This window comes from Streptomyces sedi, assembly GCF_006335015.1.
Classification (GTDB): Bacteria; Actinomycetota; Actinomycetes; order Streptomycetales; family Streptomycetaceae; genus Streptomyces; species Streptomyces sedi.
This window is the reverse complement of the sequence record NZ_VDGT01000020.1, coordinates 52,768-78,264: the sequence shown is the minus strand read 5'-3', so window position 1 is coordinate 78,264 and position 25,497 is coordinate 52,768. Positions and strand designations below refer to the sequence as shown.

Sequence of the window (25,497 nt, the reverse complement as noted above, 5' to 3'; positions counted from 1 at the left end):
CGCCCGCCCCGACGACCCGCCCGAGGAGACCAGGAGACGATGGACAACGCTTCCCCCAACGACTCGCCGAGCGACCAACGCCCCACACTCGAAAGGCTGCTGACCGGCCTCGTGGAGCGGGTGCCGCACACCCGCAGCGCGCTGCTGCTGACCGTAGACGGCATGGTCAGAGCCGCACACGGGCTCGACGGGGAGACCGCCGACCAGCTGGCCGCGCTCGCCTCCGGGCTGCACGCGCTGGCCAGGGGCGCCGGCGCCAGGTTCGCCGACGGCGGGCCGGTGCGCCAGGTGGTGGTCGAGTGGGACGCGGCGCTGCTCAGCGTCCGCGCGGCGGGCAACGGCTCGTGTCTGGCGGCACTCGCCGACCGCGACGCCGACGCCGCCGTGCTCGGATACGAGATGACCCTCCTGGTCAGAAGCGTGCGGTCGGTGCTGGAAAGCCCGCTGCGGCTGCCGGCCGGGCGTTGAGGCGCCGCCATGGACCAGCTGCGCGACGCCGGCACCGGCGCCTGGCTCGACGAGGCGGCCGGGCGCCTGATGCGGCCCTACACGGCGAGCGGCGGGCGCACCCGCCCGGCCACCGCACTCGACCTGATGACCCTGGTGCGGGCCACCGGCCGGCCGGCGCGACGCGGCGCGGTCGGCCCCGAGCACGGCCAACTGCTCGCGCTCTGCCCGGGCCCGGTCTCCGTGGCCGAACTCGCCGCCCAGGTGCGGCTGCCGGCGGCCGTCACCAAGGTCCTCGTCAGCGACCTGCTGGCCTGCGGCGCCGTCACCGTCAACGCGCCGGAGGCCCCCGGCGCGCCCCATACCGACCGAGACCTGCTGGAGGCGGTCCTGCGTGGACTCCGCGAACGGCTCTGAGAACGGCTCCGAGAACCGCTGCGACAAGGGCCGGGGGGAACGCCCAGGGGACGAGGGCGCCGCCGGTCCCGACCCGTTCCCCACCACGGCCAAGATCCTGGTCGCCGGCGGCTTCGGCGTCGGCAAGACCACGCTGGTCGGGGCGGTGAGCGAGATCGAGCCGCTGAGCACGGAGGAGCTGCTGACCCAGCTCAGCGCGGACACCGACAGCCTCCAGGGCGTCGAGCGCAAGGCGACCACCACGGTGGCCATGGACTTCGGCCGGATCACCCTGGACAACCAGCATGTCCTGTACCTCTTCGGCACCCCCGGGCAGGAACGGTTCTGGTTCGTCTGGGACGAGCTGTGCCACGGCGCGCTGGGCGCGGTGGTGCTCGCCGACACCCGCCGGCTCGAACACTGCTTCCCCGCCGTGGACTTCTTCGAGCGGCGGGGGCTCGGCTTCGTGGTCGCGGTCAACGAGTTCGACCACGCCGTGCGTTACTCGGCCGACGAGGTCAGGGCCGCCCTCGACCTGGACTCACGGGTGCCCGTCGTCGCCTGCGACGCGCGCAAGGCGGCCTCGGCGACCCGGGTGCTGGTCTCCCTGGTGCGCCACCTGATCGAGGCCAGGGAGGGCGGGACGGAGGACCGGAAGCCGCCCACCTCCGCCGGACGAGGCTGACCCCGGCCGGCGGAGGCGGACCGCCGCCTCACTCCTCCTCGGCGCCGCCGAAACGCTCCCGGAAACCGTCCAGGTCCTCGTCGGTCAGCTTGGCGAAGAGCACGTCCGGAACGGTGAACGGCGTCCCCGCCGGCACCGCGTCCAGCGCCCCGGCCGCCTCGGCGTCCACCCAGCGCTCGGCCAGGCGCTCCGCCACCGCCGGGTCCTCCGGGGAGAAGACCCCCCGCAGCGCGGCGGCGGTGAACGGGACGAAGGGCTCGGAGACCACGGCGTAGAGATGGATCAGGTTGATCGCGGTGCGCAGCGTCAGCGCCGCGGCCTCCGGATCGGCCTTGATCTCCTTCCAGGGGGCCTTCGACTCCAGATAGACGTTGCCCGCGCTCCACAGCGCGCGCAGCGCGAACGCCGCCTTGCGGAACTGGAGCGCCTCCAGCTGCCGTTCGTACTCGGCCAGCAGCCCCGCGATCTCCTCGCCCAGCGCGCGCTCCGCCTCGCCCGGCTCGTGGCCGGCGGGCACCGCGTCGCCGAAGCGCTTGCGGGAGAAGGACAGCACGCGGTTGACGAAGTTCCCCAGGGTGTCGGCCAGGTCCTTGTTGACCACCGAGGAGAACAGCTCCCAGGAGAACGCCGAGTCGTCCGACTCCGGGGCCGCCGCCATCAGGAAGTAGCGCCAGTAGTCGGCGGGCAGCAGCTCCAGCGCCTGGTCGGTGAAGATGCCGCGGTTCTGCGAGGTGGAGAACTTCCCGCCGTAGTAGGTCAGCCAGTTGAGCGCCTTGACGTAGTCGACCTGCTTCCACGGCTCCCTGGTGCCCAGCAGCGTGGCGGGGAACATCACCGTGTGGAAGGGCACGTTGTCCTTGGCCATGAACTCCGTGTGCCGGACGTCGTCGGCCTCGAACCACCAGGAGCGCCAGTCGCGCTCCTCGCCCTCGGGCGCCGCGTCGGCCCACTCCTTGGTGGCGCCGACATAGCCGATCGGCGCGTCGAACCAGACGTAGAACACCTTGCCCTCGGCGGCCAGTTCGGGCCAGACGTCGGCGGGCACCGGCACGCCCCACTCCAGGTCCCTGGTGATCGCCCGGTCGTGCAGCCCCTCGGTCAGCCACTTGCGGGCGATGGAGGAGGCCAGCGTCGGCCACTCCGTCGCGTGCCGCTCGACGAACGCCTCGACCTCGGGCTCCAGCGTGGACTGGAGCAGGAAGAGGTGCGTGGTCTCCCGCACCTCAAGATCGGTGCTGCCGCTGACCGCCGAACGGGCTTCCAGCAGGTCCGTCGGGTCGAGCACCCGGGTGCAGTTCTCGCACTGGTCGCCCCTGGCGGCCTCGTAGCCGCAGTAGGGACAGGTGCCGACGATGTAGCGGTCGGGCAGGAAACGGTCGTCGGCGACCGAGAAGACCTGGCGGGTGGAGCGCTCCTCGATGAAGCCGTGCTCGGCCAGGCGCCGCGCGAAGTGCTGGGTGATCTCGATGTTCTGCGGGGAGGAGGTGCGCCCGAAGTAGTCGAAGGCCAGGCCGAAGCCGTCGTAGACGCCCTTCTGCACCGCGTGCTGCTGGGCGCAGAACTCCTCGACCGGCAGCCCGGCGGCCTTGGCCGCCAGCTCGGCCGGCGTGCCGTGCTCGTCCGTGGCGCAGATGTAGAGCACGTCGTGGCCGCGTTGGCGCAGATAGCGGGAGTAGACGTCGGCGGGGAGCATCGAGCCCACCATGTTCCCCAGGTGCTTGATCCCGTTGATATAGGGCAACGCACTGGTGATGAGGTGTCGGGCCATCCTCGGATGCTCCAATGGTGAGAGGGATCAGCGGGCGATGAAGAGTCACCGAGGGTGACGAAACACCACCATGGACAGCGTTCATCCTACCGAGCCGCGACCGGCCGACCGTACGGAGTTTGCCCCACCGGACCCCGCCGCGCCCGCCGGTGCCCGCCCGCCGCTGACGCCCCGGCTCAGACCGCCTCGGGCAGCCGCTCCGGCGGGCCCGGCCTCGCGTAGAACCAGCCCTGCGCCGAGTCGCACCCCAACTCCCGCAGCTGCTCGGCCTGGGTCGAGGTCTCCACGCCCTCCACCGTCACCGAAAGCCGCAGCGCGTGCGCGAGCGAGACGATGCCCTCCACGATCTTCAGGTCCACCGGGTCGGCCGGATCGCGCTGGAGCCCCTGGGTGAAGGAGCGGTCCAGCTTCAGGGTGTTGGCCGGCAGCCGCCGCAGGTTGGCCAGGTTGGAGTAGCCGGTGCCGAAGTCGTCCAGCGCGATCCCCACACCCAGCTCCGCCAGCTCCCGCAACGGCCGCAGCTCGTTCTCGTCGGCTCTTATCATCGCCGTCTCGGTCACCTCAAGGCACAGCGCGCTGGGCGGCAGCCCGGCCTCCTCCAGCACCGCGACCGTGTCCTCGACCAGCTCGGGGTGGTGCAGCTGGCGCGGGGAGAGGTTCACGTTCACCCGCAGCGGTCGCGGCCCGCCGATGCCCCTGACCTGCCACTGGCACGCCTGGCGCACCGCCTCCTGGAGCACCCAGCGGCCCAACGGCACGATCAGGCCGGTGTGTTCGGCCAGCGGGATGAACCGGTCGGGCCCCAGCACCCCGTGCCGCGGATGGCTCCAGCGGACCAGCGCCTCGGCGCCCTCCAGGCTGCCGTCCTCCATCCGCACCAGCGGCTGGTACTCGATGAAGAACTCGCAGCCCTTCAACGCCGCAGGGAGGTGGTGGGTGAGGTGGTGGCGGCTGATGGCGCGCGCGTCGGAGTCCGGGTCGGCCAGCGCGTAGCGGTTGCCGCCCTCCGCCTTGGCCCGGTACATGGTGATGTCGGCGCTGCGCAGCACCTCGGCCGAGGTGAGATGGCGGGTGGGGCCCTCGACGACGCCGATGCTCGCCCGCACCATCAGCTCGCGGTCGCCGACGGTCACCGGGGTGGCCAGCGCGTCCAGCGCCCTGCGGGCCAGCTCGGCCACGGAGTCCACCGTCGGCGGGTCGACGAAGAGCGCCACGAACTCGTCGCCGCCGATCCTCGCCAGCATCTGGCCAGGTCCCGAGGCGCACGGCTGGAGCCGCTCGGCCACCGCGATCAGCAGCTGGTCGCCGACGGCGTGCCCGAGGCTGTCGTTGACCGCCTTGAAGCCGTCGAGGTCGAGATAGCACAGACCGACCCTGCTCTGCGAGGAGCCGGCGGCCAGCGCCTGCTCCAACCGCTCGAAGAACATCGAACGGTTGGGCAGGTCGGTCAGCGCGTCGTGGGTCGCCTGGTAGCGCAGCCGCAGGTTCAGCAGCCGGCGCTCGGAGACGTCCTCCACCATCACCAGCATGTACCGCGGCTCGCCCTCGGCGTCACGCAGCAGCGAGACCGTGAGATTGGTCCACAGCACCGTGCCGTCCGTGCGGCCGTACGGCTTCTCGACCTGGTAGTGCTCGCGCTCGCCCCGCATCAGCTCCCGCTGGAGCCGCCAGACCTCGGGGGAGTCGTCGGGGTGGGTCCAGTCCAGGACGTTGCGCCGGCGCGGGGGCGAGGCGGAGCCCATCATGCGGGCGAACGACTCGTTGGTGTCGATGATCTCGCCGTCTATGCCGGCGATGGCGATGCCGAGTGCCGCGTCACGGAAGACCGCGCGGAAGCGGGTCTCGCTCTCGTGGAGCGCGTTGGCGATCTCCGTCTGCGCGGTGAGCGCCGCGACCGACAGCGCCTCCTGCTCACTGCGGGTGCGCTCCTGGAGCGCGCGGGCGAAGCCCGCCGCGATGGCGTGCTGGAGCTTGGCGCAGCGGCTGCGGCCCTCGTCCGGGCCGAGAACGGCCGGGTCGGCGCAGTAGAGCAGCAGATAGGCGTCGATCACGCCGAGCGCGCGGGTCAGCGCCTCGGGCGCGGTGCAGTGCGCGGTGACCAGCGCCTCGCCGACGGAGACGCCGGGGCTCGGGTCGAACGACCTGGCGCGCAGCGCGATCGCCAGCCGTTCGCTCAGGGCGACCAGCAGGTCCTCGAACTCGCGCTTGGTCATGGAGGTGGCGGTGGCCGGGTAGAGCGCGCGGCACCAGATGGTGGCGAACCGCCGCAGCCCGTCCGGCGGGAGGTGATGGGTCGGGGTGGTCTCGCTCACGCCTTGCGCCCCACCCCGACGATGCCGCTGAACGCCATCGGATCCTCGTCCTCGATCTGTCCGTCCGGGCGCCAGCGCCCCATCGGCACGAGCCCCGGGTCGACGGGCTCGAACCCCTCGAAGAAGCGCGCGACCTCGGACTCCGCGCGCAGCACCAGGCGGCTGCCGCCGTCCCGGTACACCTCGACGACCTGGCCGCACTGCTCCGCGGTGCCCGGGCCGTTGTCGGCGGAGGCGTGGGAGAGCACCAGGAGGCTGCCGGGGGCCAGCGCGTCGCGCAGGGCCGCCACCCGTTCGTGCGGCTTCTCCTCGTCGTCGAGGTAGTGCAGCACGGCGACCAGCAGCAGCGCCGTGGGCCGTCTCGGGTCCAGCAGCTCCCTGGCCTCCCGGCTGGCGAGGATGGCCTCCGGCTCGCGGAGGTCGGCCGTCAGGATGCCGGTGCCCGGCACTCCTCTGAGCACGGCGCGGCTGTGCGCGACGGCGACCGGGTCGTTGTCCACGTACAGCACCCGGGCGTCGGGGGCGGCCTGCCGGGCCACCTCGTGCACGCTGCCGAAGGTCGGTATGCCCGAACCGATGTCGAGGAACTGGGTGACACCGCACTCCACGGCATAGCGCACCGCGCGGCGCATGAACGCGCGGTTGGCCTGCACGATCTTGGGGATGCCGGGGAACGCCTCCAGGGCCCTGCGGGCGGTGATCCGGTCCACCTCGAAATTGTGCGAGCCACCGAGGTAATAGTCGTACACGCGCGACACGCTCGGCACCGACAGGTCAATGCCCTGCGGCGCCCAGGTGGGTCGTTCCATCGACGTCTCCAATGTCCCCTGCATACGCGCTCATTGGCCCCGACGGTCGAGAGTACTGACCGAGTGCCAGTTCAGGGAAGGAAACGGAAGGGCAACCTCCCCCTGCTGGGGGGTTAGTGGAGCATCTGTCCCGATTGGCGGGTGCGACCGTGGAGCTCTTCCCGGTGAATCCCGAGGGCATTCCGGACGACCGCGATCCGCGGGAATCCGGAAACCGGGAGGTCACGGCCGGTCAGTTCGTGTCGCACGGGGGCGAGTTCGGCCAACCTGTCGGGAGGAACGTACGTGCCACCCCTCCCGGCCCCTCGCCGCCGCGCCGGCCAGTCAGAGGCTGACCCCGTTCGTCCGGAGATAGGCGACCGGGTCGATGTCGGTGCCGAACGACTCGCCGGTGCGGATCTCGAAGTGCAGGTGCGGGCCCGAGGAGTTCCCCGTGGAGCCGGCCCGGCCCAGGCGCTGGCCGGCGCTGACCGGCTGGCCGTCGGAGACCGAGATCGCCGAGAGGTGGGCGTACTGGCTGTAGTTGCCGTCGGCGTGCCGGACGATCACCTCGTACCCGAAGGAGCCGGCCCAGCCGGCGGAGACGACCTGGCCCTCGGTCACGGACTTCACCGTGGTGCCGGTGGCGACCGGGAAGTCGACGCCCGTGTGGTAGCCCTGTGACCACGAGCTTCCGGAGGCGCGGTAGGCGGTGCCGGTGCCCGCGTCGACGGGGGAGTGGAAGGTCGCCGCGGGTTCGGGTTCGGGTTCGGGTTCCGGCTCCGGTTCGGGCTCGGGCTCCGGTTCGGGCTCCGGTTCCGGCTCAGGGTCGGGCGTCGGCTCCTCGGCTCGGTCGCCCTGGACCTCGTCGGACCGGTCCTCCGGCTCCTCGGCGGCCTCGCCCGGCTGGAGGGTGAGCCGCTGCCCGGGGAAGATCAGGTCCGGGTTCCCCCCGACGGTGCCGCGGTTCAGCTCGTAGAGGGAGCGCCAGCCGCCGGCGACCCGGTGCTGGTCGGCGATGCCGGAGAGGGTGTCGCCGCTGATGACTTCGTGGCGCTCGGGGGCCTCGACGCTCGCCGAGGCGGGGCGCGCGTCCGCGGCCTCCTCCGCCGCCGGCTCGGCCTCGGTGGCCGGCCGGGCCTCCGGGGTGATCTCGGGCGGGGCGCCGTCCCTGGTCAGCCCGGCCTCGACGGAGCAGGTCGGCCACGCCTGCGGGCCCTGCCCGCGCAGCACGGCCTCGGCCACCGCTATCTGCTGGTCCTTGGTCGCCTGGTCGGCGCGGGGCGCGTACTCCGTGCCGCCGTACGCCTCCCAGGTGCTCTGCTGGAACTGCAGGCCGCCGAAGAAGCCGTTGCCCGTGTCGATGGACCAGTCGCCGCTGCTCTCGCACTCGGCGACCATCTCCCAGGTCTCCACCGGGGCCGCGGCGGCGCCGCCGGCGTTCACCAGCGGAAGGGCCAACCCCGCTCCGCCCGCCGTCACGGTCAGTGAGGCGCGGGAGACCGCGCTGGGCCGATAGCGGCGGTGGCGGCCACGTCCGGACATTCCTCGTCCCCTCCCCGGAGAAAACCCGTGATCCGCGTCAGTTCTCCTCTGGGACACGGAAGTTGGGCACCACGATATGGCGCGACAATGCCGTGGGCAAGGGAGTGAAAGCGGAACGTGACGCGTTGGCCGGCACGGGGAACGCTCTCGTCCGGTACTGGTCGACTTTTGTCGGCGACCCCGTTGAACGCTGCGTTGACCGCCGGATTCTGAGCGATAAACAACGATGGAATGATCGAAGTTGAACGAGCCCACCGGGCCTTTCCCGGCCTCGTTCTCCCCGGGGATCCCGCGGGGAAAACGAAGTGGCGGGCGCCCCGCCGGCGCCCGCCACCTGCTGTTTCCTCTCGATCCTTTCAGCCGTCCCTGGGGGACAGCTCCGCGTCGGGACCGGTCAACTCCTGTCTCTCCTTGGTCAGCGAGGGGCCGGCGGCCCCGACCTCGGGAGCCGTGTGCGCGTCGGTGACCTCGGTGGTCGGAACGGCCGCCACCGGGCTGCCGTCGGCGCTCAGCCCTCGGCGGGCGGCCGACTCGGACCCCACCGGAAGCGGGGTGCGGCGCGGGGGGCGCAGGAAGTAGACGACCACGGCGAGGATCGCGCAGGCCACCAGGCCGTCCATCCAGTAGTGGTGCGCGGTGGAGACCACGGCGGTGACCGTGATCAGCGGGTGCGCCAGCCACAGCCAGCGCCACCGGCTGCGGGTGGCGACGATCAGCCCGACCGCGACCAGCACCGACCAGCCCACGTGGAGGGAGGGCATGGCCGCGAACTGGTTGGCCATCGAGTCCGGGTCCGGCTTGTCGTAGACGGCGGGGCCGTAGACGACGCCGGTGTCTATCATGTCCACCCGGTCGAAGAGCCGGGGCGGCGCGAGCGGCACCAGCAGGTGCAGCACCAGGCCGCCGGCGGTCAGCCAGGTGATCACCCAGCGGATCCAGACGTAGAAGCCCGGACGCCGCCAGTACATCCAGATCAGGAACGCCACCGTCGCCGGGAAGTGCACGGTCGCGTAGTAGACGTTGATGAAGCGGATCAGCGGCTCGCTGTGCAGCACCATCTCCTGCACCCATGCCTCGCTGGGCAGGAAGAGCGCCCGCTCCAGGTCCCAGACGCGTTCGGCGTTCGCGTAGGCGTCGTCGAACTGCCCGTTGGCCACACGTCTGCCCAGCTTGTAGGCGAGGTAGAGGACGCTGACGAGCAGGAGTTCCCTGACCAGCGGCGGGCGCCGGCTCTGCTCGGGTCTCTGGGGCGTCCGCATTCGGCGGATCAGCTGGGACGTTCCGTTACGAGGCATAGGCAGTGTTCCCGAACGCAGGAGATGGTCGCGGTCTGGCGCGGCGCGAGGGAACCCGCCCTTACTCTCCCCCGTGGTCCTCGGTTCCCCCTCGGTGAGTTTACGGCGCTCCCCCTGTTCGACGCCCCCGGGTGACCGGAGCACACGAGGGCCGCACGTGGAGCGCACGGGGCGTTCACGACCGGTTCCGCGCCTAAGCGGAAGCCCCCTCGCGCGCTCCTGCGCTCCTCAAGGCGTCGACGCGCCCCCCACCGTTCGGGTGATTCGGGCGCGGACCAGGCTGCTCACGCCCGGCCGGGTGCCCGTTCGTCCCGGTCGCGCCCGGACGGGCGTCGGCCCGGCGGGGCGCGGAGGCGGGGAAAACGGAACGGGGCGGAGGGCGGCGGCGGGGCGACGCGCGGAGGGTGAAGATCTTCGCAGGTCAGAAGGGTGACCTCGGAGGCTTTGTCCTCAACGAGGAAGAAGTTTCAGTGATTCATGCAGAACTTCTTCCCTGCCCGCCTTCACGCTGCTACATTCCCTCGGCAAGCCCGGTACGGACCTCGTGTCGGGGATCGATGCCGACGGTGGCGGGAGGGGCAGCGTGAGGCGCATGACGGCTCGGCCCGCGAACGCGCACCAGGCGCGGCTGCTTCGGCTGCTGCGGGACGCGGGCCCCAGTTCCAGGGCGCAGCTCGGCGACCAGATCGAGCTGTCGCGTTCCAAGCTGGCCGTGGAGATCGACCGCCTGCTCCAGACGGGACTCGTGGTCGGCGACGGCTTCGCCGCCTCCAGGGGCGGACGCCGCTCGCACAACGTGCGGCTCGCGCCCGAACTGCGCTTCCTGGGCGTGGACATCGGCGCCACGTCCCTCGACGTGGCCGTCACCGGGCCGGAGTTGGAGATCCTCGGCCACCTCACCGAGCGGATGGACGTCCGCGAGGGGCCCGTCGCGGTCTTCGAGCAGGTCCTGTCCATGGCGGGGAAGCTGCGGAACGCCGGCCTCGCCGAGCACTTCGACGGCGCCGGCATCGGCGTCCCGGGGCCGGTGCGCTTCCCCGACGGGGTGCCGGTCGCGCCCCCGATCATGCCCGGGTGGGACGGCTTCCCCGTCCGCGAGGTGCTCAGCCAGGAGCTGGGCTGCCCCATCATGGTCGACAACGACGTGAACCTGATGGCGCTGGGCGAGCGGCACGCCGGAGTCGCCCACTCCGTCCAGGACTTCATCTGCGTCAAGATCGGCACCGGCATCGGCTGCGGTGTCGTGGCCGACGGCAAGGTCCACCGCGGCGCCACCGGCAGCGCCGGCGACATCGGACACATCCAGGTCGAGTCCGACGGGCGGCAGTGCCCCTGCGGCAACCGGGGCTGCCTGGAGGCGTACTTCGGCGGCGCCGCGCTCGCCAGGGACGCCGAACAGGCGGCGAGGGACGGCCGTTCCGTCGAGCTGGCCTCGCGGCTGGAGGCGGCCGGCACGCTGACCGCCTCCGACGTCGCCGGGGCCGCCGCCGCGGGCGACGTCGCCTCGCTCGACCTCATTCGCCAGGGCGGCGCGCGCACCGGACAGGTGATCGCGGCCCTGGTCAGCTTCTTCAACCCCGCGCTCGTGGTGATCGGCGGCGGAGTGACCGGCCTCGGCCACACCCTGCTCGCCAGCATCCGCACCCAGGTCTACCGGCAGTCCCTGCCGCTGGCCACCGGCAACCTGCCCATCGTCCTCGGCGAACTCGGGCCCGTCGCCGGGGTGACCGGCGCCGCCCGCCTGATCAGCGACCACCTGTTCAGCTACACCCCGACCTGAGCCGCACCGACTCACCCCGGGCCGCACGCGGGCCCGGTCGGCCCCTGACGGCCGGCGCACCACCAGCACCGCCGCAGCCCTACCCCCGCATGTCCGCGCACCGGCACCGTTGCCCAGGAGACCAGCATGGCAAGCGCGCCACCACCGATACTCACCCTCTCCGGCATCACCAAGTCCTTCCCCGGGGTCCGTGCCCTGGACGGGGTGGACCTGGAGGTGCTGCCGGGCGAGGTGCACTGCCTGCTGGGCCAGAACGGCGCGGGCAAGTCCACGCTGATCAAGGTCGTCGCCGGTGCCCACCAGCCGGACACCGGCGAGATCACCTGGCAGGGGGAGCAGGTCACCCTCTCCAACCCGGTCTCGGCGATGCGCCTGGGCATCTCGACCATCTACCAGGAACTCGACCTGGTGCTGCACCTCTCGGTCGCCGAGAACGTGCACCTGGGCCACGAGAGGGCGACCGCCGGCTTCGTGCGCCGGGGCGAGGCCAGGACCCGCACCTCCGAACTCCTCACCAGGCTCGGCCACCCGGAGATCCACCCCGACACCATCGTCGGCGACCTCTCATCCGCCGGCCAGCAGATCGTCAGCATGGCCAGGGCGCTCTCCCACGACACCCAACTCATCGTGATGGACGAGCCGTCGGCCGTGCTCGACCCCGACGAGGTCGGCAACCTCTTCCGCATCGTGGAGAACCTGACGGCCGACAACGTGGCCGTCGTCTACATCTCGCACCGGCTGGAGGAGATCCGCCGCATCGGCGACCGGGTCACCGTGCTGAAGGACGGCCGCGCCGTCGCGCGGGGACTGCCCGCCAAGGAGACCGCGACCAAGGACATCGTGGCCCTGATGACCGGCCGCGACGTCGAGCACTCCTTCCCGCGGCGCGCCACGCCGTTCGACGACGCGGAGGGCGGCGAGCCCGTGCTCGTCGCCGAAGGGCTCTCCCGCGCGGGGGAGTTCGACCCTCTCGACCTGGAGATCCGGCCCGGCGAGATCGTCGGCCTCGCCGGCCTCGTCGGCTCGGGCCGCTCCGAGATCCTGGAGACGCTCTACGGCGCCAGGACACCCACCGGCGGAACGGTGCGCGTCGAGGGCAAGAGGCTGCGCCCCGGCAGCGTCATCTCCGCCGTCCGCGCCGGCCTCGGGCTCGCGCCCGAGGAACGCAAGGCGCAGGCGCTGTTCATGCTGGAGTCGGTGACCCGCAACGTCTCGATCTCCTCGCTGCCCCGCTTCTCCAGGGGCGGCTGGCTCGACCGCTCCGGCGAACGCGCCGCCGCGCACGACAACATCAGGGAGCTGTCGCTGCGGCCGGACAACCCGGACGCGGCCATCCGCACCCTCTCCGGCGGCAACCAGCAGAAGGCCGTGCTGGCCCGCTGGCTGCTCCGCCGCTGCAAGGTCCTGCTGCTCGACGAGCCCACCCGAGGGGTGGACGTCGGCGCCAGGTCCGAGCTGTACACCCTGATCCGCCGCCTGGCAGACGACGGCGTCGCCGTCCTGCTGGTCTCCAGCGAGATACCCGAGGTCCTCGGGCTCGCCGACCGGGTGCTGGTGCTGCGGGAGGGCCAGGTGGTGCACACCGCACCGGCCCGGGAGCTCGACGAGCACCGGGTTCTCGACCTCGTCATGGAAGGGAGCCAGGCGTGACCACTGGCGCCACCCCAGAACCGTCCGCGACCGCCTCGCTCGACAAGCCGGCGCCACCGGGCCCGCCCCCGGCCGCCGCCACCGGGGACAAGGGACCGGGCCAGGGGCCGAGGCTGGTCCTCGGCAAGCTCTTCGACCTGCACACCCTGTCGCTGCTCGGCGTGCTGGCCATCCTCTGCGTGATCGGCGCGATCACCGCGGGCGATCAGTTCCTGGACACCAACAATCTCCAACTGGTGCTCACCCAGGCTTCCGTGATCGGTGTCGTCACCGTCGGCATGACCTTCGTGATGATCGGCGGCGGGATCGACCTCTCCGTCGGCGCCATCGTCGCCCTCGCCTCGGTGTGGTGCACCACGGTCGCCACCCAGGAGTTCGGCATGGGCGGCATGATCTTCTGCGCCCTCGCCGTCGGCGTCGGCTGCGGACTGGTCAACGGAGTGCTGATCGCCTACGGGCCGATGGTGCCCTTCGTCGCCACCCTCGCCATGATGGTCTCGGCGCGCGGTCTCTCCCTGGAGATCACCGGCGGCTCCACCCAGATGGTCACCGTCGACTCGGTGCTCGACCTCGGCCGGCGCGACTCCTACATCCTGGGCATACCCCCGCTGGTCATCATCTTCGCCGTGATCACCGCCCTCGGCTGGGTGCTGCTCAACCGCACGACCTTCGGGCGCCGCACCGTGGCCATCGGCGGCAACGCCGAGGCGGCCCGGCTCGCCGGCATCGCGGTCAAGCGCCAGCGGCTGATGCTCTACGCCCTGTCCGGGCTCTGCTGCGGGATCGCCGCGTTCATGCTCGTCGTGCTCTCCGGCTCCGGCCAGAACACCAACGGCAACCTCTACGAGCTGAACTCCATCGCCGCCGCCATCATCGGCGGAACCCTCCTCACCGGCGGTCGCGGCACCATCATCGGCTCCGTGCTCGGTGTCCTCGTCTTCACGCTGATCACCAACCTGTTCGTGCTGAACAACCTGGAGAGCGCCTTCCAGCAGATCGCCACCGGCGCCATCATCGTGGCCGCCGTGCTGCTCCAGCGTCGATCCGCCAGTCACACCACCTAGGCACCCGCACCACCCTGACTGACCGCTCCCTTTGACCACGGAAGGTTTCTCCTCATGAACATGCCCTCAGGACTGGGCCGCAGAGGCCTCCTCTTCGGCGGAGCCGCCGCCGGCGCGGGGGTCTTCCTCGCCGGCTGTACGAGCAACGAGAGCAACGACGACGACAGCGACGGCGCGGAGCGGAACCAGGCCGCCTCCAACGAGGAGTCCGGACCGGACGTCACCATCGGCTTCGCCGGCCCGCAGGCCGACCACGGCTGGCTCAGCGCGATCAACGAGCACGCCAGGAGCCGCGCCGAGGAGTACGACGACGTCACCCTGGAGATCACCGAGGGCTCCAACGACACGGCGCAGCAGATCGGCCAGATAGAGAGCCTGATCAACAGCCAGGTCGACGTCCTGGTGATCCTCCCGGCCGACGGCCGTTCGCTGACCCAGGTCGCGCTCTCCGCGATGAACGCCGGCATCCCGGTGATCAACCTCGACCGCGTCTTCGACACGCCCCAGGCCTACCGCTGCTGGGTCGGCGGCGACAACTACGGTATGGGGTTGAACGCCGGCCACTACATCGGCGAGCAGCTCAAGGACGTGGAGGGGGCGAGGGTCGTCGAACTCTCGGGCCCGGACAACCTCGAACTCACCGTGCAGCGCACCCAGGGCTTCGACGACGCGCTCGCGAACTACCCGAACATCGAGAAGGTCGCCCGCCAGGCGGCGGAGTTCACCGTCGAGTCCGGCCAGGACGTCATGTCCGGCCTGCTCCAGGCCGTCCCCGAGTTCGACGCCCTGTGGAACCACGACGACGACCAGGGCGTGGGCGCCGAGCGCGCCATCGACCAGGCCGGCCGCGACGAGTTCTTCATGGTGGGCGGAGCCGGCTCCCAGCACGTGATGGAGGCCATCCAGGCGGACAACACCGTGCTCAAGGCCACGGTGCTCTACCCGCCGACGATGGCCGCATCGGCGATCGACCTGGCGCGGGCCTGCGCCCAGGCGAAGGGGATCGGCGGGCTCGCCGAGTTCGAGATCCCGTCCTTCATCCAGCTCTACTCGGCGGTCGTGACCAAGGACAACGTCGAGCAGTACCTGCCGACCGGTTTCAACTGACAGGGATTCCTCCATGCCAAACCCCTCCACAAGCCCGACCCTCGGTGTGGGCATGGTCGGCTACGCCTTCATGGGCGCCGCGCACTCCCAGGGGTGGCGCACCGTCGGGCGTGCCTTCGACCTTCCCCTCTCGCCGGTCATGGCCGCGGTGTGCGGCCGTGACCAGGCGAAGGCCACCGCGGCAGCCGACAAGCTCGGCTGGGCAGCCACCGAGACCGACTGGCGCGCGCTGATCGCCAGGGACGACGTCCAGCTGGTCGACATCTGCTCACCCGGCGACAGCCACGCGGAGATCGCCATCGCCGCGCTGGAGGCCGGCAAGCACGTGCTGTGCGAGAAGCCGCTGGCCAACACGGTCGCCGAGGCCGAGGCCATGGTCGCCGCCGCCGAAGCCGCGCGCGAACGCGGCCAGTTGACGATGGTCGGCTTCAACTACCGCCGCGTGCCGGCGCTGGCGCTCGCGCGCAAGCTGGTCGCCGACGGCCGGATCGGCGAACTGCGCCACGTCCGCGCCGTCTACCTCCAGGACTGGGGAGCCGACCCCGAGCTGAAGCTGGTCTGGCGGCTCCGCAAGGAGCTGGCCGGCTCCGGCGCGCTCGGCGACCTCGGCGCGCATGTCGTCGACCTGACGCAGCACCTCACCGGCGAGCTGATCACCGGCGTCTCGGCGCACACCGAGACCTTCGTCAAGGAGCGGGAGCTGCCGGACGGCAGCGGGGTCGGCCAGGTCACGGTCGACGACGCCGCTCTGTTCAGCGGCCGGCTGACCTCGGGGGCGCTGGCTTCCTTCGAGGTCAGCCGGTTCGCCACCGGCCGCAAGAACGCGCTGCGCGTCGAACTCAACGGCTCTCGCGGCGCGTTGGCGTTCGACCTGGAGCGGCTGAACGAGCTGGAGTTCTACGACAACGACCAGCCGGCCAGCGAGGGCGGTTTCCGGCGGATCCTGGTGACCGAGCCGGACCACCCGTTCCTTGAGGGCTGGTGGCCCCCGGGTCACGGGCTCGGCTACGAGCACACCTTCGCCCACCAGGCGAGGGACCTGGTGCAGGCGATCGCCGACGGCACCCAGCCCAGGCCCTCGTTCGCCGACGGCCTCCAGGTGCAGCGGGTGCTCGCCGCCATCGAGGAGAGCGCGGAGAAGAACGCCGTGCACACCCCCGTCCCGGCCGCCGAGTGAGCGCCGCCGCACAACGGAAGGAGACGCACCCCATGTCCCGTAAGTTCACCCTGTTCACCGGCCAGTGGGCCGACCTCCCCCTGGAGGAGGTCTGCCGCCTGGCCCGTGACTTCGGCTACGACGGTCTCGAACTGGCCGCCTGGGGCGACCACTTCGAGGTCGACCGGGCCCTGAACGAGCCCGACTACGTGGCCGGCCGCAAGGCGCTGCTGGAGAAGTACGGCCTGGAGTGCTGGGCCATTTCCAACCACCTGGTGGGCCAGGCCGTCTGCGACCTCATCATCGACGAGCGCCACGAGGGCATCCTGCCGGCCCGCATCTTCGGCGACGGGGACCCCGAGGGCGTGCGCACCCGCGCCGCCGAGGAGATCAAGGACACCGCGCGGGCAGCCGCCAAGTTCGGCGTCGACACGGTGATCGGCTTCACCGGCTCCTCGATCTGGCACCTGGTCGCCATGTTCCCGCCCGTCCCGCCCGGGATGATCGAGCGCGGCTACGAGGACTTCGCCACCCGCTGGAACCCGATCCTCGACGTCTTCGACGCCGAGGGCGTCCGGTTCGCGCACGAGGTGCACCCGGGTGAGATCGCCTACGACTACTGGACGACCAAGCAGGCCCTCGAAGCGGTCGACCACCGGCCGGCCTTCGGCCTGAACTTCGACCCCAGCCACTTCGTCTGGCAGGACCTCGACCCGGCCGGCTTCCTCTACGACTTCCGGGACCGGATCTACCACGTCGACTGCAAGGAGGCCCGCCGCCGGCTCGACGGCCGCAACGGGCGCCTCGGCTCGCACCTGCCGTGGGGCGACCCGCGGCGCGGCTGGGACTTCGTCTCCGCCGGCCACGGCGACGTGGCCTGGGAGGACGTCTTCCGGCTGCTGCGGTCCATCGACTACCAGGGCCCCATCTCCGTGGAGTGGGAGGACGCCGGCATGGACCGGCTGGCCGGCGCGCCCGAGGCGCTCGCCAGGCTGCGCGCCTACGACTATCCCCCGCCCACCGCCTCGTTCGACGCCGCCTTCGGAGGCGGCGACTGACGCGAGGCGACCGTCCGCCCGCGTGGCGTGCCCCGCTGCACCCGGGGCCGCCGCGCGGGCGTCATCGTTCGCCCGCCGGCTCAGTCTCCCCGGCCGACTGCCAGCGCCGCCTCGTCGACCAGCGTGTCCGCGCCGGGGGAGACGTCCAGCACCACCCCGTGCTCGTCGGAACCCAGCGGCTCCAGCGTCGCCAACTGGCTGCGCAGCAGCGACGTCGGCATGAAGTGGTCGGTGCGGTGCGCCATCCGCTCGCCCACCAGCTCGGGCGAGCCCGACAGGTGCAGGAAGAAGACCTCCCCGCCGGCCCGCGCGCGCAGCAGTTCACGGTAGGAACGTTTCAGCGCCGAGCAGGTCACCACGCCGCCCTCGCCCGTGCGGCGACGCTCCCGCAGCCAGTCGCCGATCGCCTCCAGCCAGGGCCGGCGGTCCTCGTCGGTGAGCGGGGTGCCGGCCGACATCTTGGCGATGTTCCCCGGCGAGTGGAACTCGTCCGCCTCCGCGAACGGCACCCCGAGGCGCTCGGCCAACGGCCGTGCCACCGTGGTCTTCCCCACACCGGACACACCCATCACGACCACGGTGGTTACAGTCATGCCCCCACTATCGCCCGCCCCCGGGACGCACGGCAAACACCGTCCGGACAGCGAGCGGAAGGGACCCCTCCGGGGAATGTCGGAGCGATCAACTACGCTGACGGACATACCCGTTCCGGGTACCCGCGTTCCGGAGGTCGCGTTGTCCCAGCCCCGCACGCCCCCCGCCCGCCGCGCGCCCCTGACCGGCGCGCTGGCGCGACTCCGCCCCGCCTCGTTCGGCGCCCGGCCGACCGGGGAGCGGCTGGAGCGTATCCGCCGCTCGCCGCAGTACCGCGACGGCGCCTTCCGCAACGACCGGCCGATCCGGATGACCGGCCTCCGTGACATGCCGGGCGTGCTGCGCCAGATGGCGGGGGACGACGCCCGCGGCCGGCGCACCCCGCTGCGCCAGCCGCCGCTGGCCAGGCCGGCGTGGCTGGGCGACGAGGCCGGCCCGCCCGCCTCCGGGCTGCGGCTGACCTGGCTGGGCCACGCCAGTGTGCTCGCCGAGATCGACGGCCACCGGGTGCTCTTCGACCCCGTCTTCGGCGAGCGCTGCTCCCCGTTCGGCTTCGTAGGCCCCAAGCGGCTGCACCCGCTGCCGATCCTGCCGTCCGAGCTGGGAGCCGTGGACGCGGTCGTGATCTCGCACGACCACTACGACCATCTCGACATGGCGACGGTCCGCGCGCTGGTCGCCGGGGACGCCGTCTTCGCCGTGCCGCTGGGCGTCGGCGCGCACCTGGAGCGCTGGGGCGTGCCCGCCGAGCGGATAGCCGAGCTGGACTGGCACGAGTCGACCCGCGTCGGCGCGCTGACGCTGACGGCCGCCCCCGGACAGCACTTCTGCGGGCGCGGCCTCTTCGACCGCTGGCAGACGCTCTGGGCGTCGTGGGTGGTCGCGGGCCCCGAGCACCGGATCTACCACAGCGGGGACACCGGCTACTTCCCCGGCTTCGCGGAGACCGGGCGGGAGCACGGCCCGTTCGACGCGACGATGATCCAGATAGGCGCCTACAGCGAGCGGTTCTGGCCCGACATCCACATGACGCCCGAGCAGGGCGTCCGCGCCCACCTCGACCTCGCGGGGGAGGGGGAGGCCGGGCTGCTGATGCCGGTGCACTGGGGGACGTTCAACCTGGGGCCGCACTCCTGGGACGAGCCGGTGGAGCTGACGCTCGCCGCCGCCGAGAAGGCGGGCGTGCCGGTCACGGCGCCCCGGCCCGGCGGTTCCGTCGAGCCGGCGGCGCCGCCGCCCTCCGACCCGTGGTGGCGGGCGGTCGCCCGCCCGGCGCGCGCCGCGCGGGCGGGCCGGGCCCGGCTGGGGCCGCGCCCCGCCGACGGTTGACCGAAACGGGTGGTTGAACGGGCCGCGCCGGCGCCGGTCAACGCCGGTCAGCCGGCGCGCAGCGGGTCGTGCCCCAGCGACATCAACTGGTAGCGCCAGTCGGGCTCGGGCCGGTCCTCCCGGGGGCCGGCCGCCCGTTCGCTGTTGACGGTGTCCACGACCTCGCGCATCAGGTCGATGTCGGACTCGGTGAGATCCATCTGGCGTTTCCGCAGGATCGCGAGGACGCCGCGGCCCTGCGCGGGCCCGGCACGGTCCGGCAGGCGCTCGGCCTCCTCGCCCGCGCCGCTGACCCGCAGCCAGGCGGCCAGCTCCTGCGAGGTCATGTTCACCGCGCGGTGGAAGTCCGCCCACAGCGCGTCCATCTCGAAAGCCTCGGCGTCGGTCATCATCCGCCTCCAGGACCGGTGGTGCACGGTTCAGGCGCGGGCCAGGTCGGTCACGTCCCTGGCCAACCTCTTGTCCAGGGATACCCGGACAAGGCCGGCGGTGAGTCGGGCGACATCCGCGCGCCGTACCAATCCGGACAGGGCCTTCGGCGAACGCGGCAGCCCGACCCGGCCGGCGCCCTCCCTGGTCCTGTCGTCGACGTAGGGGGCGAACTCGGGCCACACCGCCTGCACCTCGCGCAGGAAGATGTCCACGCCCATCGCGCCGATGCCCGGGTACTCCCGCAGCCGGGACGGCGCGTCCTCACGCATCCGCCGCACGTCGCCGCCGTAGCGGTCCAGCAGCAGCCGGGCCCCGTCGCCGAGCTGGGTCGCGGTCCGTTCGTCGTAACGGCGGTAGTGCCCCACGCCGAGCGCGTCGACCCGCCGCTGCCAGCTGGCGTCCGCCATCGCGCGCGGCGTGCGCATCCCCGCGTCGAAGAGCGCCCGGGCCGCGGCCACCGCCACGTCGGCCTTGATCCTGGCCGACAGCAGATGGGCGAGGACCAGCGTCTGGTACAGCGGCGCCGGGGTGTCCCGCAACCGGATGCCGGCCTGCGCGGCGTAGGTCTGGCCGCAGCGGTCGAGCAGCGCCCGCGCCGTGCGTTTCGTCTGTGCGGTCATCCCGCTTCTCCTCCCGCCGCGGTGGGGCCCGCGCTCCGCGCCGCCCCACGGGTCAGTCGGTCTCCGGCAGCTGCTCCCCGAAGACGGCCCGTTCGGGCACGGAGCCGAGGGCACGCTCGGCGGCGCGCCCCTCCAACACCGGCCGCCACTCCTGGTGGCCGGGGGGCTCGTGGGTGGGGTGAGCGGGCGAGTTCGTGAGCGTCCGGCTCGATTCCGGCATGTCTTATCACCTCGACAACGGCGGGTTCCCGGTCGAGTCCGGCTCAAACGTGCCCCTGCCGGGGGGAGGGGGTGGCGGAGCGACTACGGTCCGTGCTGGTTGGGGTGGGTTGTCGTCTGCCTTCCGGTGTGTGGTTGCTCGCGCAGTTCCCCGCGCCCCTGTCCTGCCGTGGGCGGCTTGTTTGGGGGCGCGGGGAACTGCGCGAATGCTGGGTGGCGGGGGTTGGTCGACTATGGAGCTTCGTGGGTGGGTGGGTTGTCGTCCGCAGCCCGGTGTGTGGTTGCTCGCGCAGTTCCCCGCGCCCCTGGTGTGGTGGGCGTGGTCGGGTCGGGTGCGGGCTGGCGTTCGGCAGATGGCGGCCTGTCTGGGGGCGCGGGGAACTGCGCGGTGCATTTGTGGCGGGGGTTGGTCGACTACTGACCTTGCCGGTCTGGGTGGGTTGTCGGCGTGAGCCCGGTGCGTGGTTGCTCGCGCAGTTCCCCGCGCCCCTTCTCGCCCGGTGGGCGGCTTGGCGACTACGGTCCGCGCCGGCCAGGCGGGTGGTCGTCCGTGGCCTGGCCGGCGAGGCCGTCCGCTACACCGGCAAGGTGACCGCGTTGGCGCCCGCCGCGACCGTCACCGGCTCGGCGTACCCGTCGGGGCCGGCCAGCACGACCGACCAACGGCCACGCGCACCCTCCGCCGTCACGGTCAGCGTCGCGCCGTCGCGCACCGTGCGGAAGACGGCCGGCTCGTTGTCCCCCGGCGCCGGCACCCGGGTGACAACCTCGGTACCGTCCTTGGGCGCGTGCACCCGGAGGGTCACCGCGTCGGCCCAGTCGTACTCGGGGCCGTCGTCGTGCGCCCCGAACGGGATGACCGACCCGGGCCTGGCCAGCAGCGGCAGGCTGTCGAAGCCGTACCGCTCCCGCCGCCAGCCGGGCCCGGAGACCCGTTCACCGGTCAGCAGGTGGGTCCAGTCGCCCTCCGGAACGTAGTACTCGACCTCGCCGTCCTCGCTGAAGACGGGCGCGACCAGCAGGTTCTCGCCGAGCATGTACTGGCGGTCCAGGGTGTGGGCGGACGGGTCGTCGGGGAACTCCAGCAGCATGGCACGCATCATCGGCGTGCCCCGCTCCCCGGCCTGCTCGGCGGCGCGCAGCAGGTAGGGCGCGAGCCGGTTCTTGAGCCGGGTGAAGTCCCGGGTGACGTCGACCGCCTCCTCGTCGTACTCCCACGGCACGCGGTAGGAGTAGGAGCCGTGCAGCCGGCTGTGCGAGGAGAGCAGGCCGAACTGCACCCACCGCTTGAAGACCGCGGGGGTCGGGACGCCCTCGAAGCCGCCGATGTCGTGGCTCCAGAAGCCGAAGCCGCCGAGACCGAGGGAGAGGCCGCCGCGCAGCGACTCGGCCATCGCCTCGAAGGTGGACTCGCAGTCACCGCCCCAGTGGACGGGGAACTGCTGCCCGCCGGTGGTGGCGGAGCGGGCGAAGACCACGGCCTCGCCCTCGCCGCGCTCCTCCTTCAGCACCTGGAAGACCGTCTCGTTGTACAGCTGCGCGTAGTAGTTGTGCATCCGCGCCGGGTCGGAGCCGTCGGCCCAGACCACGTCCGTCGGCACCCGCTCGCCGAAGTCCGTCTTGAAGCCGTCCACGCCCTGCCGCAGCAGCGCCCGCAGCTTCTCCGCGTACCACTCCCTGGCCTCCGGACTGCTGAAGTCCACCAGTGCCATGCCGGCCTGCCACATGTCCCACTGCCAGACGTCGCCCTCGGCGGTGTGGACCAGATGACCCAGGCGCTTGCCCTCCTCGAAGAGCGGGGACTTCTGCCCGATGTAGGGGTTGATCCACACCGTGACCCGCAGCCCGCGTTCCTTCAGCCGGGTCAGCATCCCCTCCGGGTCGGGGAAGACCGCGGGGTCCCAGGTGAAGTCGCACCACTGGTAAGCCCGCATCCAGAAGCAGTCGAAGTGGAAGACGCTCAGCGGGATCTCGCGCTCGGCCATGCCGTTCACGAAGCTGTTGACCGTCTGCTCGTCGTAGTCGGTGGTAAAGGAGGTGGACAGCCACAGTCCGAACGACCACGCGGGCGGCAGCGCGGGCCGCCCGGTCAGCGCGGTGTAGCGCTCCAGGATCTCCTTCGGCGTCGGACCGTAGACCACGTAGTACTCGACCGACTGGTCCTCGACGCTGAACTGCACCTTGCCGACGGCTTCCGAGGCGATCTCGTAGGAGACCTGCCCCGGGTGGTTGACGAAGACGCCGTAGCCGCGATTGGTCAGGTAGAAGGGGACGTTCTTGTAAGCCTGCTCGCTCGCCGTGCCGCCGTCGGCCTGCCAGACGTCGACCGTCTGGCCGTTCTTGACGAACGGCGTGAAGCGCTCGCCGAGGCCGTAGACCAACTCGCCTACGCCGAGGGATAGTTGCGTCAGGCTGTGGTGCTTGCCCTCCGAGGTCGCGAAGCCGGTGCCACGCTTGCCGGCCGAGGTGAGCACGCGCCCCTCGGCCAGGAAGTCGAGCCGCCACGGCTCCTCGGTGTCCACCCGCAGGGACAGTGGACCACTGGTCAACTCCAGCGTGGAGCCGTCGGCGCGGGTCTTCGCCTCGTGGCCCTCCTCGGGGGTCAGACCGAAGTGCGGACCCCGGTCGCGCAGCCCGCCGTGGTGGGTGGAGCGCACGCCGATCACCCCCTCGGCGGGGGAGAAGCACTCCACCGTCATCAGGGGGCTGTTCAACGTCGCGCCACGCCCCCTGCGCCGGTCGGTGGCGCCCCACAGGGTGAGCCGGTCGCTCTCCACCCGGGCGTCGGCGACCCAGGTGGCGAACGAGGCCGCCACCCCTTCTCTCATCAGCCAGTAGCCGTCGGTGAACTTCACGGTGCTCGGTTCTCCCTATTCCTGTCGTCAGTCGGCCGTCGAGGGCCGGTCGTGCCGCTGCCGGTGGTGACCGATCATGGATTGGTACCAGCGGTAGCTGTCCTTGGGCAGGCGGGTCTGGGTGTCGTAGTCCACCCGCACGATGCCGAAGCGCTTGTCGTAGCCGAACGCCCACTCGAAGTTGTCCAGTAGCGACCAGACGTAGTAGCCGCGGACGTCCACGCCCGCGCGCACCGCCTCGGCCAGCGCCGCCAGGTGGTCCCGCAGATAGGCGACCCGGTCGGCGTCGTGCACCTGCCCGTCCTCGGCGACGGTGTCCGCCTCGGCCGAGCCGTTCTCGGTGATGTACAGCGGCGGCAGGTTCGGATACCGCCGGTGGAGGTCCACCAGAAGCTCGGTGAACGCCTCGGGCACCACGGGCCAGCCCATGGTGGTGTGCCGGACGTCGTCCCGCCAGCTCTCCTGGACGCCGATGTCGACCGCCGTCCGCAGCGCGGGGTCGGCCTCGCGGCGCGGGGCGTCGGCGATGGTGATCGGGCGGTAGTAGTTGACGCCGACGAAGTCCAGCGGGGCGCCTATCAGTTCGAGATCGCCCTCCCGCCGGTAGGAGCCGTCGGCCAACTCGCCCCAGGTCTCCCGCTCGTTCTCCGGGTAGCGCCCGGCGAGGATCGGGTCGAACCAGACCGCGTTGTGCAGGGTGTCGGCCCGGCACACGGCGGCCAGGTCGGCCGCCGAGTCGGTCGCCGGCAGCAGCCGGTCGGGGTTGAGGGTGATCCCCACCTCGCTCTCGCCGGCCGCGCGCAGCGCCCGCACCGCGAGACCGTGACCGACCAGCAGGTGGTGGGCCGCCGCCAGCGCGCCCCTGCCCTCCTTGGCGCCCGGGGCGTGCCGGCCGATCGCGTAGCCGACGAACGCGGCGCAGAACGGCTCGTTGAGGGTGATCCAGCGGGTGACCCGGTCACCCAGCCGGTCGGCGACCAGCGCCGTGTACTCGGCGAACCGCTCCGCGGTGTCCCGCACCCGCCAGCCGCCGAGATCCTCCAGCGCCTGCGGCAGGTCCCAGTGGTAAAGGGTGGCCGCAGGGCGCACCCCCGCCTCCAGCAGCTCGTCGACGAGCCTGTCGTAGAACGCCAGCCCCTCCGCGTTGGCCGGACCCGAGCCCGTGGGCTGCACCCGCGGCCAGGCGACGGAGAAGCGGTAGTCGTCCACGCCCAGGTCGCGCAGCAGCGCCACGTCCTCCCGGTAGCGGTGGTAGTGGTCGCAGGCCACGTCGCCGGTCGCGCCGCCGGCGACCTTGCCGGGGGTGCGGCAGTACGTGTCCCAGATCGACGGGCCGCGCCCGCCTACGTCGTGGGCGCCCTCGACCTGGTAGCTCGCCGTGGCCGCGCCGAAGGCGAAGTCGGCGGGAAACTCGGGGAAGCCGTCGGTGGGGAAGGAATCGGATGAACCAGTCTTGCTCATAGTGCTCTCGGCCCTCGTCAGGATCGTGGTTCCACTCGTGGTTCCACCGGGACGGGCCGCGAACGCCCGCCCCGGTGGGCTGGTCGGCCCCGGAGGGCCCCGTCTACTTGATGGAGCCGCCGGCGATCCCGGCGGCGATGTACTTCTGCGCGACGACCAGCAGGATCGCCGCCGGGATGGCGGACAGCACGGCGGTGGCCATCACCGCTCCCCAGTCGCTCACATGGGCCCCGATGAACTGGTAGAGCCCGAGCGTGACCGGCCGGACGTCGTCCGTCGTGTTGAGGGTCAGCGCGAAGACGAAGTCCGCCCACGCGAAGAGGAAGGCGAAGAGCCCCGAGGTGATCAGCGCGTTCCGGCTCATCGGGAGCACGATCCGCACGAACGCGGTGAACCGGTTGGCGCCGTCCACCATCGCGGCCTCCACCACCTCCGAGGGGATGGAGACCATGAACGCCCGCAGCAGCACGATCGCGAACGGCAGCCCCAGCGAGGCGTCCGCCAGGATCAGCCCGAGATAGGAGTTGACCAGTCCCAGCTCGGCGTAGGCGCTGTAGAGCGCGTTGGCCACCACGATCCCCGGCACCATCTGCGTGATCAGCGTGCCGAAGACGATCGAACGCCCGCCGCGCAGACCGAACTGGGCCAGCCCGTAGGCCGCGGGCGCAGCCAGTGCCAGACAGACCACCACGGCGCCCAGGGCCACCACCAGACTGGTGACCAGTGAACCACCCTGACTGTCCAGTGCGGTGCGGAAGTTGTCCAGGCTCGGCGAGGTCGGGATCAGGTCGGCCGAGGCGATCGAGGAGTGCGGCTGGAGGGCCGTCGAGACCATCCAGTACACCGGGAAGAGCATCACGGCCAGTACCAGCAGCGCCACCACCGTGCTGCCCCAACGGGCCACCGGGGAACGGCTTGTCCGCTGTCGCATCGTCA

At 71.8% G+C, this 25,497-nt stretch carries 22 protein-coding genes; 10 read left to right on the top strand and 12 right to left on the bottom strand.

Going from position 1 to position 25,497, the window contains the following annotated elements:
• Positions 1-39 precede the first annotated feature (39 nt).
• From FH715_RS22655 to FH715_RS22645, 3 genes are all read left to right on the top strand, one after another.
• On the top strand, positions 40-468 hold the full coding sequence (locus tag FH715_RS22655; protein WP_139648270.1) for a roadblock/LC7 domain-containing protein: 429 nt from the start codon (positions 40-42) through the stop codon (positions 466-468).
• 9 nt (positions 469-477) lie between these two features.
• Complete coding sequence (locus FH715_RS22650) at positions 478-864, top strand: DUF742 domain-containing protein (RefSeq protein WP_139648268.1); 387 nt, start codon at positions 478-480, stop codon at positions 862-864.
• 94 nt (positions 865-958) lie between these two features.
• Positions 959-1,528 (top strand): GTP-binding protein, encoded by a 570-nt coding sequence (locus tag FH715_RS22645; RefSeq protein ID WP_246108910.1) that lies wholly within the window; start codon positions 959-961, stop codon positions 1,526-1,528.
• 28 nt (positions 1,529-1,556) lie between these two features.
• On the opposite strand, the gene metG is transcribed toward FH715_RS22645, so the two are convergent.
• The 5 genes from metG to FH715_RS22620 all read right to left on the bottom strand — a co-directional run bounded on the left by metG (position 1,557) and on the right by FH715_RS22620 (position 9,200).
• Positions 1,557-3,296, bottom strand: a complete 1,740-nt coding sequence (gene metG / locus FH715_RS22640) for a methionine--tRNA ligase (protein WP_139648264.1) — start codon at positions 3,294-3,296, stop codon at positions 1,557-1,559.
• 176 nt (positions 3,297-3,472) lie between these two features.
• Positions 3,473-5,608: a putative bifunctional diguanylate cyclase/phosphodiesterase gene (locus tag FH715_RS22635; RefSeq protein ID WP_246108900.1), complete on the bottom strand. Its 2,136-nt coding sequence runs from the start codon at positions 5,606-5,608 to the stop codon at positions 3,473-3,475.
• The gene (locus FH715_RS22630) at positions 5,605-6,417 is read right to left on the bottom strand and encodes an SAM-dependent methyltransferase (protein WP_139648262.1); all 813 of its coding nucleotides are present in this window, start codon (positions 6,415-6,417) and stop codon (positions 5,605-5,607) included. The genes FH715_RS22635 and FH715_RS22630 overlap by 4 nt, the downstream gene beginning before the upstream one ends.
• A 324-nt stretch (positions 6,418-6,741) precedes the next feature.
• The gene (locus FH715_RS22625; protein WP_139648260.1) at positions 6,742-7,941 is read right to left on the bottom strand and encodes a transglycosylase family protein; all 1,200 of its coding nucleotides are present in this window, start codon (positions 7,939-7,941) and stop codon (positions 6,742-6,744) included.
• Between the two features lie 356 nt (positions 7,942-8,297).
• Positions 8,298-9,200, bottom strand: a complete 903-nt coding sequence (locus FH715_RS22620) for a phosphatase PAP2 family protein (RefSeq protein ID WP_139648257.1) — start codon at positions 9,198-9,200, stop codon at positions 8,298-8,300.
• Between the two features lie 628 nt (positions 9,201-9,828).
• On the opposite strand from FH715_RS22620, the gene FH715_RS22615 reads away from it, so the two are divergent.
• The 6 genes from FH715_RS22615 (at position 9,829) to FH715_RS22590 (ending at position 17,051) form a co-directional block, all read left to right on the top strand.
• Positions 9,829-11,016, top strand: coding sequence for an ROK family transcriptional regulator (locus FH715_RS22615; RefSeq protein WP_139648255.1), 1,188 nt, complete (start codon positions 9,829-9,831; stop codon positions 11,014-11,016).
• Between the two features lie 126 nt (positions 11,017-11,142).
• Entirely contained in the window at positions 11,143-12,666 is a 1,524-nt protein-coding gene (locus tag FH715_RS22610; protein WP_139648253.1) for a sugar ABC transporter ATP-binding protein, read from the top strand.
• Positions 12,667-12,779: 113 nt separating this feature from the next.
• Positions 12,780-13,730, top strand: coding sequence for an ABC transporter permease (locus FH715_RS22605; protein WP_425472767.1), 951 nt, complete (start codon positions 12,780-12,782; stop codon positions 13,728-13,730).
• 54 nt (positions 13,731-13,784) lie between these two features.
• Positions 13,785-14,837 (top strand): substrate-binding domain-containing protein, encoded by a 1,053-nt coding sequence (locus FH715_RS22600; protein WP_139648249.1) that lies wholly within the window; start codon positions 13,785-13,787, stop codon positions 14,835-14,837.
• 13 nt (positions 14,838-14,850) lie between these two features.
• Positions 14,851-16,014, top strand: a complete 1,164-nt coding sequence (locus FH715_RS22595; protein WP_139648248.1) for a Gfo/Idh/MocA family protein — start codon at positions 14,851-14,853, stop codon at positions 16,012-16,014.
• Between the two features lie 32 nt (positions 16,015-16,046).
• Positions 16,047-17,051, top strand: coding sequence for a sugar phosphate isomerase/epimerase family protein (locus FH715_RS22590; RefSeq protein WP_139648246.1), 1,005 nt, complete (start codon positions 16,047-16,049; stop codon positions 17,049-17,051).
• A gap of 80 nt (positions 17,052-17,131) precedes the next feature.
• Here FH715_RS22590 and FH715_RS22585 read toward each other — a convergent pair whose 3' ends face one another.
• On the bottom strand, positions 17,132-17,644 hold the full coding sequence (locus FH715_RS22585; protein WP_139648244.1) for a gluconokinase: 513 nt from the start codon (positions 17,642-17,644) through the stop codon (positions 17,132-17,134).
• Between the two features lie 142 nt (positions 17,645-17,786).
• On the opposite strand from FH715_RS22585, the gene FH715_RS22580 reads away from it, so the two are divergent.
• Positions 17,787-18,974: an MBL fold metallo-hydrolase gene (locus tag FH715_RS22580; RefSeq protein ID WP_246108899.1), complete on the top strand. Its 1,188-nt coding sequence runs from the start codon at positions 17,787-17,789 to the stop codon at positions 18,972-18,974.
• Positions 18,975-19,021: 47 nt separating this feature from the next.
• Here FH715_RS22580 and FH715_RS22575 read toward each other — a convergent pair whose 3' ends face one another.
• The 6 genes from FH715_RS22575 to FH715_RS22555 all read right to left on the bottom strand — a co-directional run bounded on the left by FH715_RS22575 (position 19,022) and on the right by FH715_RS22555 (position 25,492).
• Positions 19,022-19,363 (bottom strand): DUF3140 domain-containing protein, encoded by a 342-nt coding sequence (locus FH715_RS22575; RefSeq protein WP_139648240.1) that lies wholly within the window; start codon positions 19,361-19,363, stop codon positions 19,022-19,024.
• Between the two features lie 30 nt (positions 19,364-19,393).
• Positions 19,394-20,026, bottom strand: a complete 633-nt coding sequence (locus tag FH715_RS22570) for an HhH-GDP family DNA glycosylase (protein ID WP_139648238.1) — start codon at positions 20,024-20,026, stop codon at positions 19,394-19,396.
• A 52-nt stretch (positions 20,027-20,078) separates the two neighbouring features.
• Complete coding sequence (locus tag FH715_RS28360; protein WP_170184795.1) at positions 20,079-20,246, bottom strand: hypothetical protein; 168 nt, start codon at positions 20,244-20,246, stop codon at positions 20,079-20,081.
• Between the two features lie 574 nt (positions 20,247-20,820).
• The gene (gene yicI, locus FH715_RS22565; protein WP_139648236.1) at positions 20,821-23,100 is read right to left on the bottom strand and encodes an alpha-xylosidase; all 2,280 of its coding nucleotides are present in this window, start codon (positions 23,098-23,100) and stop codon (positions 20,821-20,823) included.
• 27 nt (positions 23,101-23,127) lie between these two features.
• Complete coding sequence (locus FH715_RS22560) at positions 23,128-24,561, bottom strand: GH1 family beta-glucosidase (RefSeq protein ID WP_139648234.1); 1,434 nt, start codon at positions 24,559-24,561, stop codon at positions 23,128-23,130.
• Between the two features lie 103 nt (positions 24,562-24,664).
• Entirely contained in the window at positions 24,665-25,492 is an 828-nt protein-coding gene (locus FH715_RS22555; RefSeq protein WP_139648232.1) for a carbohydrate ABC transporter permease, read from the bottom strand.
• Between the last annotated feature and the right edge of the window lie 5 nt (positions 25,493-25,497).